The organism is Solwaraspora sp. WMMA2065, from assembly GCF_030345075.1.
Lineage (GTDB): Bacteria > Actinomycetota > Actinomycetes > Mycobacteriales > Micromonosporaceae > Micromonospora_E.
On the sequence record NZ_CP128361.1, the window covers coordinates 4,841,789 to 4,856,250 of the forward strand.

A 14,462-nucleotide genomic window follows, 5' to 3' on the forward strand; every position below is an offset into this window, starting at 1 on the left:
GCAGCTCCAGCCACAGACGGCCTCCTTTCTTCCCTGGCGACCGCCATCGAGGCGGCCGCAAACAGCGCAAGAGACGCGAGAGCCGGGGCGGACGCGGTCGAGGCATACATGATCCATATCGGCATTCCGCTTGGCGTCAGTAGTGGATCGCCCGAGGCATCCAGTCTGGCTGGAGAGCCGTCATCGCCTTCAGCGGCCGTGCTCGCGGCAGCAAGCGAGGTGCGCGCCGTGCTGCCCAGGGGCAGCAAGACCGCCGGCGTTCTGCTCAGCTCAGACGGCCAGGACCATGGCGGACTCATCTGGAGCGGCGACGACGGACCGGGACGTGGTGCACCTGGTCTACGCCGGGATTCTCCGTTGCGATGGCACCAGATGGCCGCCGCTACCCAGCATGTTGAAGGCCATGTAGCGGCTATGCTGCGCCGCCCTGGCGCGCCGACCGAGGCAACCCTGGTCGTTTCTGTGCAGCCGTGTGGAGGCCCGAAGGGTTGTAACCGGCGACTGGCCGAGATGCTACCTGTAGGCACCACCTTGCGCGTGTACGTCGCTGGTGCAGACAATAGAACCACATGGTGGGCGGACTATCGCGGGAATGGAAGAGGGGTCGCATGAGCAGCGGATATCTGCTGTACTGGGGTGCCGACAACACCGCCTCGGCAACGACGATGGAGGAAGTGGACGAGATCCTTGATCGCGTTTCCGCTGCCGGTCCGAACATGGTTGATCTTACCGCTGACGGTAACGACGATGCTGGCTTGCAGATCGGGGTTGGCCATCCGCACCGGGCGGTCGTGCTCATTTTCGATGAGGATGGTGGCTACATCTGGCAGCCGGACGTGCCCGAATGGAAGGAATCAATTGAGTTTAGCTATGGAGGTCAGCCCGCTGTTTACTCGCCCGCCCGGACGAGAATAACCCCAGTAGCTGCTCGCCGCGCCGTTGGCGAATACCTGAGGACCGGTGCGCTACCAGCCGACATGCGTGTCGACCCAGAAAATTGAGGGAGGGTCACTCGCTCCCAGATCGGCGGAATCGAGGCTGGGATCGCTGTCCTCGTCCCACGTCACGCCGGTTGGGCGATTATCGGTTGCTATCAGTTGACGGACAAGCACGAAGGCCACGTCAGGTGTGATCCGGGTTTCGGCGGGGTGGTAGCTGGTGGGCTGGCCGCCATATCCGAACTCGATCTCACAACTCCATGGCTCAATACCAGGCTCGACCGCGTACCCGCCGGCTGGCTCGCCGAAGTAGAGCACGAACGATCGGTCCGGATGGCCTACCCCGACTTGGACACCGCCGTCAGGTCTACCGCCCGAGTAACGGAACACGTCGACTACACAGGGCTGTCCAACATCGTGGAGCGCGCGGAGCACCTTGTCGATCTGCGCGGGGTCGCTCACGACGGCGCGACCTGTCCCAGGCCAGGTGACCTCGTACGTCGTCATCTGCCTATTCAGAGGGGGGCCGGTCAGACCTGGCGCGGACGGATGAGGACGTCGTAGATGGGGGAGTTATCCCAATTCGGCCGGAGCTGGGCGACGGTGTGCCAGCCCCAGGAGGCGTACGCGGCCTGCGCTGGGGCGTTTTTCGGGTCGGCGAGCAGGGTGGCTCGGGACTCTTCGCGGTTGCCGAGCAACTCGTCGTGCAACGCGCGGGCGATGCCCTGTCGCCGCCAGGACTCGCGGACCATGAGCTCGCTGATCGCGAAGGTGCGCCGCCCGTCCTCTGAGGTGAATCCGTCCGGTACGGGGGTGAGCAGCCCTGACCACCAGCGGTCCGACGACAGCGGGAAGCCGTAGGCGTAGCCGACGAGTTCGTTGCCGACTGTGCCGGTGACGAGCTTCCAGCCGGGCAGTGTCATATGCCCGTTGATCTGCCGGCGGTAGCGGTCCTCGCCGTGGAACGCGTCGGCCGGCTCGTCGTATATCTCGATGTAGACGGCGACCAGGTCTTCAAGGATTGCCTTCGCCTGGTCAGCGTCGTAGACGTCGAGATTGAGACCGTCGACCGTCATCAAGTCGCCTTCCTTCGCGTCCAGTCTCTAGTGGGCTAGGCCGCGAGAACTGCCAGTGGGTGGCTGTTGGTCCGCTGTCCCATGATCTCGCCGATGGTCGTGCTCTCCGAGATTCCCAGATCGACGAGAGAGCGCGCGTCTTCGTCGAGTTCTTCGCTGTTGGTGAAGTGGAAGGTCCAGATGAAATTGTTTGCCACGCTGCAGACAATTAGTGCAGCGTCCCCGGAGGGGCGGAGTTGCGCCGCCAGTTCGCCGAGCGTGTCGGAAGCGACCGCGCTGATGAAAAGAACTTCGCCCGTTCGGGTGCGGGGCGAACCAAGGAGGTCGTACCGCTGCCGCTCATCCGTCAGTGCTGCCCGGAGGCGGTTGGCAGTCGCCGCACGGTCCTTGTGATAAGGATCTTGAGCTACTCGAATGACGTAGTCGGCATCGGTTGAGTCGTAAATCTCCTCAACGTGGATCCGGAGGTGCGCAGGCAAATCGACTCCGGCAAAGCGGAGGATTTCGGATAGATCCTCGCGAAGTTGTAGAAAGCTGTCGCGACCGCCCGCCAGCCCGGGAATCTGAGGGCTGTAGATGACCCAGTCTTCCTCGTCGGTCTGTGGAGAAACCACAATCAGGTCGAGAACGGTCTCAGGCATCCTTCAACACCTCTCTCACCTCGTCCAGTGACAGCCCTGCCTGCTGGGTCGGCCGTCAGGCGACCTTGGCGGCGTCGTACGCCTCGATGAAGTCACGAGCCGCCGGCACGTGAGGAGCCGTCCGCCCGAGGTCGGCACGCAGGGACGCCAGGCGCTTCCGCGTGCGCCGAGACTTAAGCGACGCGACGGCAGGCAGAACGTTGAGCGCGATCACGCCGGATCCCGCATGGTCGCCCTGTTGGTTCAGGGCCGTAGCCATGTTGAGCTTGCCCAGGTACTCGTTCCGCTTGAAGACCGGATCGGGGCGTTCGAGTCGGCCGATGAAGCTGGCTGCGGCTCGGTCGGGGCGGTCGAGCGCCAGATGCGACAGACCTTCGGTTGCGTTGACCTCGTGGATGGTGACGAACCCGATGTAGTCCGGATCGTCGTCGTGTAGACCACGGTCGAATTGGATCTTGGCGTTCACCAACTCCCGGCCGAAGCTTGAGGCGTCTTTGCCCTTGGCGTGGGCGAGGCTGGATCGGAGATGCAGCAGCGTCTTCAAACGAGGGGTGGCCCACGGCGCTGCAATCCGCTGAGCTGCCTCGGCGTACCGCAGGGCTTCGCGTGGATTCGTATCGCGCACCAGCATCGAGAGTTGCTGGAGCGCTTGCACTTCAAGGCGCGGGTCGTCGCGGAGCCGGGCACGGATGACGGCTTCGTTCAGGTAGTGACGGGACTCTTGGTGGCGCTCGGCGTCGAGAGCAAGCCAGCCCACCTGCGATTCCAAGTCCCCAAGGCAGTCTTGCAGAGCCTCGCTGACCTGATGGTTATAGCTGGCTTCGCGCTCCCAGCGGGCCAGGCGGCGGTACATGGCGAGGGCAATGTCGCACAGGCTGTCGCCGCCTACAACAGCGTCAGCTCGCTCGAAGGCCATGATCGTCTCGGAGACCTGCCGCATGTGCTCCATGCCGAGGTGCTGCGGCACCTGCGGCGATGTGATCCAGTCGCGCAGTGGTGTGGCGATGCCGAGCCCAGCGAGAGCGGTGTTGATCGCGAACGCGCGGCGGTCCACAAGATCACCTCCATCGGGATCCCCGAATGCCACGGTACCGCCGGAATCGGTGCTGTCCAGAGCGAGATCCGTCGGTTCGCCAGCGAGCAGCGCATCGAGCTGATCAATCGGCAGGTCAAGGGCTTCGGCGAGTCGTGCCCGTACCGCTGGGTGTGGATCTGTCTCCCCGCGCTCCCATCGGGCGACGGTGGTGCGGTCGATGTACAGGTGTGCGGCGAGCCCTTCCTGAGTGAAACCGGCAGCCTTGCGGTGCTGGATGAACCGGTGTCGCCGTGTCGTCGTCACCTGGACGCCCTCCCGTCGCGTCGGATCAATGTCCACGGTGCACGTAGTACACACAGAAGAACAAGATCAATGCAACGGGCTGTGGATAACCTTCTGGCGCTGTGGATTACGTGGAAGTTCCACGGCTCGAAACCGAGGAAAGCGTGATAGTGCAGCTCGGTGCGGGTGTCGCTACAAACGTGCATCACGAGCGCGGCACAGCGTGCACCAAACATGCGCTGTTCTCCGGCCGTGTGCGCCCGGCATCGTGGTGGCACGGCCCGGGGCGGGTGCCCGGCAACGCGGCTCCCAGGTCTGCAAACTCGGTTGGCGTGATCCCGCCCGCCCCGGTGCCTCTCCACGATTCTCTCCCCCATGGAGGCACAACGTGTTCAGGCGCAACGCGGCGACCGTACGGCACCGGCTGACGGCGGCGACCGGCGGCGACTACCAGAGCAACAGCGGACGCAACGGCGTACGGCGATCGCGGCTGACCGGGCCGGCGGTGCGCGCCATGCGGTTCCTGCCGCGCCGCTGGCGCGGCGGCCTCGACCCCGACGAGGTGTACGGCTACCTGGAACGGGTCGCCGACGAGGTCGACGAGCTGCGCCGTGAGCTGCGGATGGCCTGGGGCGAGGCGGACCGGGTGCGTAACGCGCTGCGCGAATGGCAGACCGAGCAGTTCGAGGCACGGTTCGACCCGCAGCGGCAGTCCAACGGCCGGCACCACTATTACGCGGGTGCGCGGTGAGCAGCGGGCCGTCCGTCGAGGAGGCGGTGCCGGTCCGCGAGGACCTCGTCGCCGTCTACCGGGACGTGCTGGCCGCCCACACCGACTCGCCGACGCTCAAGGTCTGCGTGTCCTGCCTGCGGAGCCGCTGCGACGACTGGCGCTGGGCGTACGAGCGGCTCACCGCCGCCGGCCGGCTCCCCGACGGAGTCACCGACGACGGACCCGCACTTCCTACCGACGAGGAGGAGTAGCTCCCATGAGCTTGTACGACGGCGCGACGTACCCCGGCATCCTGGTGCGCGACGGGCCGACCGGGCAGCGGGCCGCGCTGGCCGGCGGCCCCGACGTGTGGGAGGTCATCGCCGCGCGGCACGCCATCAAGGCCGCATCCCCGGAGCTGGACGGCGACGAGCTGGTCACCGAGATGATGGCCAGCACCGGGCTGACCCGGCACAGCGTCGACGTCGCGCTGCGCTACTACGCCGACCACCGGGCCGAGATCGACGAATGGATCGCCGCCAACGAGGCAGCCGCCGAGCAGGGCGAACTGCTGTGGCGAGCCGAACAGGCCCGACGAACCGTCAGATGAGTCGGCCGGTCTCAACCGGCAGCGCCGTCGCCGTTCATCGGCTCCAGATAGTCACGCAGGATCTGCCACCCTGCCGCGTCGCCGGCCGAGCCGGTGTGCGGGCGGCGAGATTAGGTACTTAGCACCTGTCTGTCCGTAGATTACCGATATGCCATGCTGGCAGCTTGACTGCTAGCTCCTCGCCTGGGGCTACACGCTCACATGATCAGGTGCAGACTTCGCAACGCGGTCGCCGTACCAGCCTAGGACCAGTATCGTTGAGAGGTTAGGTGCTAGGTGTTGCCGGGTACTTTGGTACCAAGGTACTGTAGGTCACTGGAAGGGGGGCCTCATGGCTGCAACGTCCGCTCCCATCAAGGTTGACGTCGGTACTGACCAGCTCATCTCTCACGCCGCCCACTTTCTGGGCATGGCCAAGAAAGACATCGTCGACGCTGCTGTGCGCGAGTACATCGAGGCACATCGTAGCGAGATCAACGAGGGCGTTCGCGCTGCTCTTAGCCACCTTGACGGTTCGTCCAGGTCCGCTGTCTCACTCCTTACCGGGGTGCCTGCTGATCGGCTTGACGAGTACGGTGGCATGCCTGACGGGCGCTGAGCCCGTCTGGATTTTGGGCGGGTTTGGGCTCTAAACTCATCGAATGAGCGGTGAGGCCAAGCCCGTCCGACCAACGCGCGTCTGTATGACGAATCTTGATCTTCGAGTTCCACCTATCACCGAATCGCTCAGTGAGCATGATCATGATCTGATAGTAGAGGCTCAGCGCTTACCGGAAGCACATGCTGCTGGAGGTGTTGAAAGGGTCGTTACCCTGAAGGACCGCGTGTGGTTCAAAGTCAAGACGGGTCGTTGGCGCGGTGTTGCCACTCGCTTGTTGGAAGCAGACCACGCAGATGCGGGACCACAGGTTCGCGCTGCTCCATGGTGGATGGGAGCCGCCGGATTTAGACGCGAGGGCGATCCGGCCGACTTCTATGAAGCCCTTGCGGGAGCTGTTAAGCGCGAGGGTGGATCATCCGAAAAGTGGCTACCTGCAGACTGGGACTGGAAACGCCTCGAACTAGAACATGCCGCAGCATGGGAGGTGGAAATACGTAGGATCGTATGTGACCTAATTGCTCGATCTCTCCGGAGTGGCCACGTTTATCAGGCAGAGTTCCACAACTACAGCGTGAGGGCCTGGGCCAGGGCTAACGATGGCGAGACCTACCTGGTTATAGGTGCTGAAAACGTCGCCGATCCGAAGGTGTTCGCGGTAATCATAAACGCGATTCCTGATGTTGATCTCAGCAGCTGGATGCCAGAGCCAAACGGTGTGGTTGGGTTGAATCCTGGTCCCGGTGAAATAATCTGGTCAACCATTTTGCCACCAGCTGTCGCTGCACGGCTCCTCGACGGATATCCCGGAGACTGAGCTGCGGCGCTAAACGGCTCCATCAGCTGCGCCACCGCCCGGACACCGGTCGCCTACGGGTACGTACGCCGCCGTGATCGATCCGTCGCCCGGCTCCAGATGCCACAGGTCCCGCTCCGGTGGGCGACCAGCGCCGTGTCCCAGTCGATCAGCCGCCACCCGTCGACGGTACGCATCGTGTTGCCCGGGTGCGGCTCACCGTGGGTCAGCACCATCCGGGCGGCGGGCCGCCCCACCGTCTCTTCGGGCAGCGCCTCCGGCGGCGTCAACACCCCCGCCACGGTAGAGCTCCCACCCATTCCGGCAACCGAACTGCGCGCTGCTGTCAGGGGGCATCCGTGATCCACCGGCGACTGGACGGCGTCCACCGGCCGCGGGGCACCTGACGGCCCAGAATGGGATCGAGACATCGCCCGACGTGCTGCAACGCGGCTTCGATGCGGTGCAGGTCGGCGGGCAGCGAGCTGCGCCGGGCTGCGGCGCGGTAACCCTCTGGCCAGCCTTGCCCTGGCGAGCACATCGCGTCGGGCAACGTCACCGGGCTCCGGGCGTACCGGACACGTTGGGCCAGCGCGGAGCTGAGCAGGCCTGCGTCCAGTTGCTCGATATCGACCAGCAGGACCAGGTCGACCAGGTCCCGGTAGCGGTTCGAGGGGACGCCGCCGTGCGTCTCGTACATCGCGGTGATCTTGTCAGCAATTTGGTCGACCAGCGGGTAGAGCCGAAACGGTGGAAGCGCCGGGATGCTGTCGATCTGCAATACCGGGGTTGGCAGAATCGGCTCGACAGAGGCCACGAAGTGGCGCTCGCAGGAGACGTCGATGTCGAAGCTCTCCCACTTTGTCGCACCGGTGTAGGCCTCGGTCTTCAACCGGAGGGCGTCCTCCACGGACAGCGGTATTGATCGGCGTACCTCGAAGCGCAGGTGGTCCCCGAGGTCACGGCGGCCGATGCGGCGCAGCTCAGCCTCGGCCTCGACCGGGTCGCTGGTGAGGTGAAGGAGGTCGATATCGCGGCTGTGTCGCGCCCCAGGCAGCCTGGTAAGCAGCCCGATCCCGCCCTTGAGCACCCAGGCTGACTCGCTGTCGTCGAACACACGGGCGAGGAACCGTTGGTACAGAAACTCGCGGCGGAGCTCGACGAACGGGCGATCGCTGTCGCGGGCGACGGCTTTCAGCTTGGTGTCGATCGCGGATCGGAACGCAGCCGGGGATCGGTACGGGTTATCGGTGTTCATCAGGCTTTCTCGGTACGTCGGCAGGTCGCTGCCGGTTTAGTTGATGGAGCACGGCCCGCAGCGGGTCCAGGTTGTGGGCCGTGCTCAGTTGGACGATCTGCCTGGCCAGGCGCTCGACGAGGTCCAGCGCGTCCGCTGGGATGCCTGACTCAGCGAGTAGGATGTCGACGAGGCTTTCGCCGTTGCCCGCGACCGCGCCGTAGGACCCTGCGAAGGGTGCCAGCTCTGCCGAGATGTCGGTGAGCGGCACGCTGTGTTGCGTGACGGCGTCCCGGACGGCACCGGCGAGGTGTCCGCGATCGGCACGGCTGGCCGCGAGGTCCCGCAGGGTACGCAGCGGTGTGGTTGTCGGCAGGCCGTCGACGAGAGTCCAGTCCGTGTCGTCGAAGGTGCCTCTGCGGAGTAGGACGTCCGTGCGGCGGGTCTGGCGACGGACGATCGTGGTGAACTCCAGCAGATCGGCGTCCAGGTTGCCGAGTCGTTGTAGCTCTGCGGCTGACCGGTGGGAGACGATCTCGGTGGGGCCGGCCGCGATTCGTTCCGCTGCGGTTCGGCGCGGGTCGAGGGCGATCCACGCCGCCCGTAGGTCGTCGTGCGGGTCGGGAGGGGTGCCTGCCAGGCGGTAGACGCCATGGGCGAGCCGGTCAAGCTCTCCGGCACGAGCCATGCTGGCCAGCCTGACTGCGGTGATCCCGAGATGCGCGGCCTGTGCTGTGCTGATCATGCCCCACTGGTCGCTGGCGACGCCGGCCAGAGCTGTCGAATTTGTCCGGTTCACCGCCACTCCCTGCTGCAAGATTTCGCTGCCTTCTGCAATATTAGTCGTACAGGCAAGTTTTGCAGTAGCTGAGCCGAATATTGCAGCCCTCGCGGTGGCTGTGCCGCCATGTTTACGCCTGAGCTAACCTCGATGTTACTAACATCGGTGTTACTAACATGGGAGTTAGCGTGGCGAGCTTCGTTGGGCGTACCCGGGAACTCGGCACCCTCGCCGCCGAGCTGGACCGGATCGCCTCGGCCCGGGACGACCGGCCCGGCCGCTGCCTGCTCATCCGAGGGCGGCGGCGGGTCGGCAAGTCCCGCCTGGTCGAGCGGTTCGTCGACGACGCGCAGGTGCCGTACCTCTACTTCACTGCCGCCGGTGCCGGCACCGCCACCGAACTGCGGCAAATCGCCACCGACGCGGCCGAATCCACCCTGCCCGGCCGGGACCTGATCGCCGCCGCCAACCCGTCGGACTGGGACGCCGCGTTTCGGCTGCTGGCAGCGGCGCTGCCCGACGACACTCCCAGCGTCGTCGTCCTCGACGAAGTGCCCTATCTGATGGATCCCGAGCAGCAGTTCGAAGGCATCCTGCAGCGGGCCTGGGACCGGCTGCTGTCCCGCAAGCCGGTGCTGCTCGTCCTCATCGGCTCCGACCTGGCGATGATGGAGGCGCTCAACGACTACCGTCGGCCGTTCCACCAGCGCGGCCGCGAGATGGTGCTCGGCCCGCTCAACCCGGCCGACCTCGCCACCATGCTCGACCTGCCACCCGCCGACGCGATCGACGCCGCCCTGATCACCGGTGGACTGCCGCTGGTCGCCGCCGAATGGCCGCCCGGCACCAGCGTCTGGGACTTCCTCGGCGTGGCGCTGGCCGACCCGACATCGGCGCTGCTGGTCTCCGCGGAACGGTCACTCGCCGCCGAGTTCCCCGCCCAGCTCCAGGCCCGCGAGGTGCTGACCGCGATCGGCTCCGGCCAGCGGACGTTCACCAACATCGCCCGTACGGCCGGCGAACTGTCCTCGACGTCGCTGCACCGGTCCCTGGAAACCCTGCAGGTCAAGCGGCTCGTCACCGGTGAACTGCCGCTGTCCACCCGCCCGTCGAAGGACCGCCGCTACCGGATCGTCGACCCGTACCTGCGCTTCTGGCTGCGGTTTCTCGCCGCCGCGATGCCGGAAATCGAACGCGGCCGGGGTGACCTGACCCTGGCCCGCATCCGGACGAGCTTCCCGAGCTGGCGGGGCCGGGCCGTCGAGCCGCTGATCCGCGACGCACTCGCCCGGCTGCTGCCCGACGACTCGCTGCCGGCGGCACCCGCCATCGGGGCGTACTGGACCAGATCGAACGACGTCGAGATCGACATCGTCGGTGCCGACCGGGCACCGATCGCCCGCGAGTTGTACTTCGTCGGCTCGATCAAATGGCACGACCAGGCGCCGTTCGACGGGCACGACCTGTCCGCGCTGTTCCGGCACCGGGCAGCGCTGACCGACGAGCCGGTGCCGACCGTTGCCGTTTCCCGCAGCGGCGCGTCCTGTCGTGGCCTCGACGTGCTCTATCAGCCCGCCGACCTGCTCGCCGCCTGGCAGGACCGGTAGCGCGTGGTGATCTGTCGGCTACTCGACAGCGGAAGATTGCTGATCGTGACTGAATGATTGCCACATGTAGACGCGGGGGCTCGGCCTGGGGAGGACGAGCATGGCGGTGGCGCACTCGGCGGTCAACCTGGTCGGCAGCCTGCTGCCCGGCGGCGTCCTCGGTCGCATCCGCGACGGCGACCCGACCGTGCCCGCCATCGACGCCCGCTCCTATCACCTGACCGCCGGCGAATCCGTCCGCCGGATCGCCAACCGCGACTTCAGCTACCTGCGCGACGAATTCCACCGGTACGCCGACCAGCAGTCCGGCACCGGCAGCCGCCGAAACCGGCGGCGCGCCGCCGACGACTGGCGGCACACCCTGCTGCGTACCCTCGACTTCGACGGCATCGAACGCCTACCCGGCGGCATCGTCATCGACGAACAGCCGTTCCCGGTCAGCCACCGATGGCAGCAGGCCCTGCCGGTGCACCTGGCCCCCTGGGGCGCCGACCTCGACCGGCGGGCCGCCGGAGCGCCACGCGGCACCCGCTCCCCGGCCGACGCCGCACCGCACGTGATGGTGCAACGGCTGCTCAACCAGAGCGACCAGCACCTGTGGGCGGTGCTGTGCAACGGGCCGCAGCTGCGACTGCTGCGCGACTCCACCAACCTCGCCGGCAGCGAGTACCTCGAATTCGACCTGGCGGCGATCTTCCAGGGCGAACTGTTCGCCGACTTCCTGCTGTTCTACCGGATCGCGCACGCCAGCCGGTTCGAGATCAGCGACCCGCAGGCCGGCGCCGCCTCCTGCCCGCTGGAAGAGTGGCGCACCTACGGCGCTCGGCAGGGCGAACGCGCCCTCACCAGCCTGCGGTACGGCGTACACGACGCGTTGGAAACCCTCGGACAAGGCTTCCTCAGCCACCCGCACAACCGGCAGCTGCGCGACGACGTCGCCGCCGGCCGGCTGACCCTGGCCGATCTGAAACGCTCCCTGCTGCGGCTCGTCTACAAGCTGATCTTCTGGATGGTCGTCGAGGACCGCGGCGTCCTGCTCGACCCGCACGCCAGCCGGGCCGCCCGCGACCGCTACGACACCTACTTCTCCTCCCGCCGGTTGCGCCGCCTCGCCGACACCCGCCGCCACTCCTGGCACGGCGACCTGTGGCAGAGCACCGCCCTGGTGTTCCAGCTGCTCGGCTCGGAATCCGGCGGCCCGGTGATCGGCCTGCCCGCCCTCGGCGGCGTCTTCGAAACCAGCGAACTCGACCTGCCGCTGCGCCGCGCCCAGCTCACCAACTCGGCGCTGCTCACCGCCGTCACCCAGCTCAGCGTCCTCACCGGCCGGCGGGCCGACCGCCGGCAGTGGGTCGACTGGGCGCGGCTCGGCGCGGAAGAACTCGGCAGCGTGTACGAGGCACTGCTGGAGCTGCACCCCTGCTGGGACGCCCACACCGGTACGTTCTGCTTCGTCAAGGTCAAAGGCAGCGACCGGAAGAAGACCGGCGCCTACTACACCCCGCCGACCCTCGTCGACGAACTCCTCGACTCCACGTTGGAGCCGCTGCTCGACGAGGCCTGCGACGCCGACACCCCCGCCGGACGCGTCGCCGCCCTCGAACGCATCACCGTCTGCGACCCGGCCTGCGGATCCGGGCACTTCCTCATCGGCGCGGCGCGCCGCATCGCCCGCCGCATCGCCATCGAGGAAACCGACGACCTGGAACCCCACCCCGACGCCGTCCAGGCCGCGATGCGCAAGGTCACCACCCGCTGCCTGTACGGCGTCGACAGCAACGAAATGGCCGTCGAACTGGCCAAACTCTCCCTCTGGCTGGAAGCGGTCGAACCCGGCAAACCCCTCGGCTACCTCGACGCGCACCTGCGGGTCGGCAACTCGCTGCTCGGTGCCACCCCGGCACAGCTCGCCGCCGGCATCCCCGACACCGCGTACACCGCCCTCGACGGCGACAGCCGCGCCGTCGTCACCGCCCTACGCCGGGAAAACGCCAGCCAGTCGCCCGGTGTCCGACCACTGACCACCGACAGCGTCGGCAACCTCGACCTCGCCGCCGAAGCCGCCGCCATCGCCCACCTGGCACCCTGCGAAACCCTCGCCGACGTGCACATCCAGGCGCAGCGGGACAAGACCCTCGACCCGCACCGGCGCCGCCTGCGGCAGATCGCCGACGCCTGGTGCGCCGCGTTCGTCGCCCCGAAGATCCCCAGAAACCGGGCGTACGGCATCACCAACGCGATGCTGGCCCGCATCGCCGCCGACGAGCGCAGCGACGACGTCGAGCGCGCCCGGCAGCTCGTCGACACGATGGTCCGGCAGTACGGCTTCTTCCACTGGCACATCGAGTTCCCGCACATCTTCGAGGTCCCCGCCGACGGGGTCCACGCCGACAAGGCCGGCGTCGACCCGGTCACCGGCTGGCGCGGCGGCTTCAGCTGCGTACTGACCAACCCGCCCTGGGAGCGGGTCAAACTCCAGGAGCAGGAGTTCTTCGACGGCCAGCACGAAGCGGTCGCCGGCGCGCCGAACGCCGCTGCCCGCAAGAAGCTGATTGCCGCACTCGCCGACAGCCCGCAGCCCGCCGAGCGTGAGCTGCACCTGAACTGGACGAAGGCTCTGCGCACCGCCAGCGGTACCAGCCACCTGCTGCGCACCGCCGGCCGGCACCGGCTCACCGGACGCGGCGACATCAACACGTACGCCGTCTTCGCCGAGACCAGCCGGACGCTGCTCGCCCCAACCGGTCAACTGGGCATGATCGTGCCGACCGGGATCGCCACCGATGCGACCACCCAGGACTTCTTCAAGGACCTGGTCCGTCGTCGGAGCCTGGTGTCACTGTTCGACTTCGAGAACGAGGACCGGGTCTTCCAAGGTGTGCACAACCAGTTCAGGTTCTCACTGCTGACTCTCTCGGGCGGTCGTCGGCCGATCGATCAGGTGTCGTTGGTGTTCCGGGTGCGGCAGGTGGATCAGATTGCGCGGCGGGCGTACGCGTTGACGCCGGAGGAGATCGGTCTGTTGAACCCGAACACGGGGACGTGTCCGGTGTTTCTGTCCCGGCGGGATGCGGAGATCACGTTGGGGATCTACCGGCGGGTGCCGGTGTTGTGGCGGGACGACGCGCCGGACGGTAACCCGTGGGGTGTGTCGTTCATGGCGATGCTGCACATGGCGAACGATTCGGAGTTGTTCCTTGGCTACGACGACCTGGTCGGCGACGGCTGGTTCCTGGAGGGCAACTACTTCGTGCGGGGCGACGAGCGCATGGTGCCGTTGTACGAGGCGAAGATGGCCCACTTCTACGACCACCGGTTCGGTACATACGAGGGCGCGACTCAGGCGCAGTTGAACAAGGGAAACCTGCCCCGCCTCACCGACGACGACCACGAAGATCCGGCGCGGCTGCCGCTGCCGCGCTACTGGGTACCGAAGCGGGCGGTGGATGAGCGGCTGGTCGCGCGTTGGTCGCACGACTGGCTCCTGGGTTGGCGTGACATCGCCCGCAGTGTCGACGAACGCACCCTGATCCCCACCGTCGTGCCACGGGTTGCCGCCGGCGACAAGCTGCCGATGATGCTGGTGCCACAGCTTCCTGACTGCCTGCAGGCGAACCTCAGCAGCTTGGCGCTGGACTACGTCACCCGGCAGAAGTACCCGGGCACGTCACTGAAGCAGCACTTCGTACGCCAGTTGCCGTTGCTGCCGCCGCAGCGGTACGGCGAACCGGTGCCCTGGGATTCGGAAGCCGTCGACCTATCGGCGTGGATCCGGCCCCGGGTGCTGGAGCTGACCTACACCGCGTACGACCTCGCACCGTACGCCCGTGACCTCGGCGACGACGGCGGGCCATTCCGATGGGACCCGCAGCGACGCGAACTCATCCGCGCCGAACTCGACGCCGCCTACTTCCACCTGTACGGGGTGGACCGTGACGACGTCGACCACATCATGGAGACCTTCAAGGTCGTCCGGGAAAAGGACGAGAACGCGCACGGCGAGTACCGCCTCAAACGCCTGATCCTGGAGTGCTACGACGCGATGGCTGCTGCCATCCGCACCGGTACGCCGTACCGTTCCCCGGTCGACGCGGCTCGCAGACGGCATCGAGATCCCGCCACGTCCGTCAGCAGCGAAGCCTAGTCGG

General features: G+C 66.7%; 16 protein-coding genes. 9 read left to right on the forward strand and 7 right to left on the reverse strand.

The window, feature by feature from the left end; translation table 11 throughout:
- Nucleotides 1-108: 108 nt before the first annotated feature.
- Together O7610_RS30740 and O7610_RS22050 are read left to right on the forward strand one after the other, a co-directional pair.
- Entirely contained in the window at nt 109-612 is a 504-nt protein-coding gene (locus O7610_RS30740) for a DddA-like double-stranded DNA deaminase toxin (RefSeq protein WP_353850391.1), read from the forward strand.
- Complete coding sequence (locus O7610_RS22050; protein ID WP_289211740.1) at nt 609-1,001, forward strand: Imm1 family immunity protein; 393 nt, start codon at nt 609-611, stop codon at nt 999-1,001. The genes O7610_RS30740 and O7610_RS22050 overlap by 4 nt, the downstream gene beginning before the upstream one ends.
- Here O7610_RS22050 and O7610_RS22055 read toward each other — a convergent pair.
- From O7610_RS22055 to O7610_RS22070, 4 genes are read right to left on the reverse strand one after another with little or no spacing between them, the layout of a single operon-like run.
- Nucleotides 966-1,445, reverse strand: coding sequence for an Imm1 family immunity protein (locus O7610_RS22055; RefSeq protein WP_289211741.1), 480 nt, complete (start codon nt 1,443-1,445; stop codon nt 966-968). The genes O7610_RS22050 and O7610_RS22055 overlap by 36 nt on opposite strands.
- Before the next feature lie 23 nt (nt 1,446-1,468).
- Nucleotides 1,469-2,014, reverse strand: coding sequence for a GNAT family N-acetyltransferase (locus O7610_RS22060; RefSeq protein WP_289211742.1), 546 nt, complete (start codon nt 2,012-2,014; stop codon nt 1,469-1,471).
- 35 nt (nt 2,015-2,049) lie between these two features.
- Nucleotides 2,050-2,655: a hypothetical protein gene (locus O7610_RS22065; RefSeq protein WP_289211743.1), complete on the reverse strand. Its 606-nt coding sequence runs from the start codon at nt 2,653-2,655 to the stop codon at nt 2,050-2,052.
- A 55-nt stretch (nt 2,656-2,710) separates the two neighbouring features.
- Nucleotides 2,711-4,030, reverse strand: coding sequence for a helix-turn-helix domain-containing protein (locus O7610_RS22070; RefSeq protein WP_289211744.1), 1,320 nt, complete (start codon nt 4,028-4,030; stop codon nt 2,711-2,713).
- Between the two features lie 331 nt (nt 4,031-4,361).
- On the opposite strand from O7610_RS22070, the gene O7610_RS22075 reads away from it, so the two are divergent.
- The 5 genes from O7610_RS22075 to O7610_RS22095 all read left to right on the forward strand — a co-directional run bounded on the left by O7610_RS22075 (nt 4,362) and on the right by O7610_RS22095 (nt 6,710).
- A complete protein-coding gene (locus O7610_RS22075; protein WP_289211745.1) occupies nt 4,362-4,724 on the forward strand; it encodes a hypothetical protein in 363 nt (120 codons plus the stop codon).
- Nucleotides 4,721-4,957, forward strand: a complete 237-nt coding sequence (locus tag O7610_RS22080; RefSeq protein ID WP_289211746.1) for a hypothetical protein — start codon at nt 4,721-4,723, stop codon at nt 4,955-4,957. Before O7610_RS22075 ends, O7610_RS22080 begins: the two co-directional genes overlap by 4 nt.
- Before the next feature lie 5 nt (nt 4,958-4,962).
- A complete protein-coding gene (locus tag O7610_RS22085; protein WP_289211747.1) occupies nt 4,963-5,295 on the forward strand; it encodes a hypothetical protein in 333 nt (110 codons plus the stop codon).
- A 331-nt stretch (nt 5,296-5,626) separates the two neighbouring features.
- The gene (locus O7610_RS22090; RefSeq protein ID WP_281552375.1) at nt 5,627-5,893 is read left to right on the forward strand and encodes a hypothetical protein; all 267 of its coding nucleotides are present in this window, start codon (nt 5,627-5,629) and stop codon (nt 5,891-5,893) included.
- Nucleotides 5,894-5,936: 43 nt separating this feature from the next.
- Nucleotides 5,937-6,710, forward strand: coding sequence for a hypothetical protein (locus O7610_RS22095; protein ID WP_289211748.1), 774 nt, complete (start codon nt 5,937-5,939; stop codon nt 6,708-6,710).
- A 53-nt stretch (nt 6,711-6,763) separates the two neighbouring features.
- Here the strand turns inward: O7610_RS22095 and O7610_RS22100 are convergent, their stop codons facing one another.
- From O7610_RS22100 to O7610_RS22110, 3 genes are read right to left on the reverse strand one after another with little or no spacing between them, the layout of a single operon-like run.
- Nucleotides 6,764-6,982, reverse strand: a complete 219-nt coding sequence (locus tag O7610_RS22100) for a phosphotransferase family protein (RefSeq protein ID WP_289211749.1) — start codon at nt 6,980-6,982, stop codon at nt 6,764-6,766.
- 53 nt (nt 6,983-7,035) lie between these two features.
- Nucleotides 7,036-7,947, reverse strand: coding sequence for a nucleotidyl transferase AbiEii/AbiGii toxin family protein (locus O7610_RS22105; RefSeq protein WP_289211750.1), 912 nt, complete (start codon nt 7,945-7,947; stop codon nt 7,036-7,038).
- The gene (locus O7610_RS22110) at nt 7,934-8,725 is read right to left on the reverse strand and encodes a type IV toxin-antitoxin system AbiEi family antitoxin domain-containing protein (protein WP_289211751.1); all 792 of its coding nucleotides are present in this window, start codon (nt 8,723-8,725) and stop codon (nt 7,934-7,936) included. The genes O7610_RS22105 and O7610_RS22110 overlap by 14 nt, the downstream gene beginning before the upstream one ends.
- Before the next feature lie 170 nt (nt 8,726-8,895).
- Here O7610_RS22110 and O7610_RS22115 point away from each other — a divergent pair, with 170 nt between their 5' ends.
- Together O7610_RS22115 and O7610_RS22120 are read left to right on the forward strand one after the other, a co-directional pair.
- Nucleotides 8,896-10,314 (forward strand): ATP-binding protein, encoded by a 1,419-nt coding sequence (locus O7610_RS22115; protein WP_289211752.1) that lies wholly within the window; start codon nt 8,896-8,898, stop codon nt 10,312-10,314.
- Nucleotides 10,315-10,414: 100 nt separating this feature from the next.
- Nucleotides 10,415-14,458, forward strand: a complete 4,044-nt coding sequence (locus O7610_RS22120) for an Eco57I restriction-modification methylase domain-containing protein (protein ID WP_289211753.1) — start codon at nt 10,415-10,417, stop codon at nt 14,456-14,458.
- Nucleotides 14,459-14,462 lie beyond the last annotated feature (4 nt).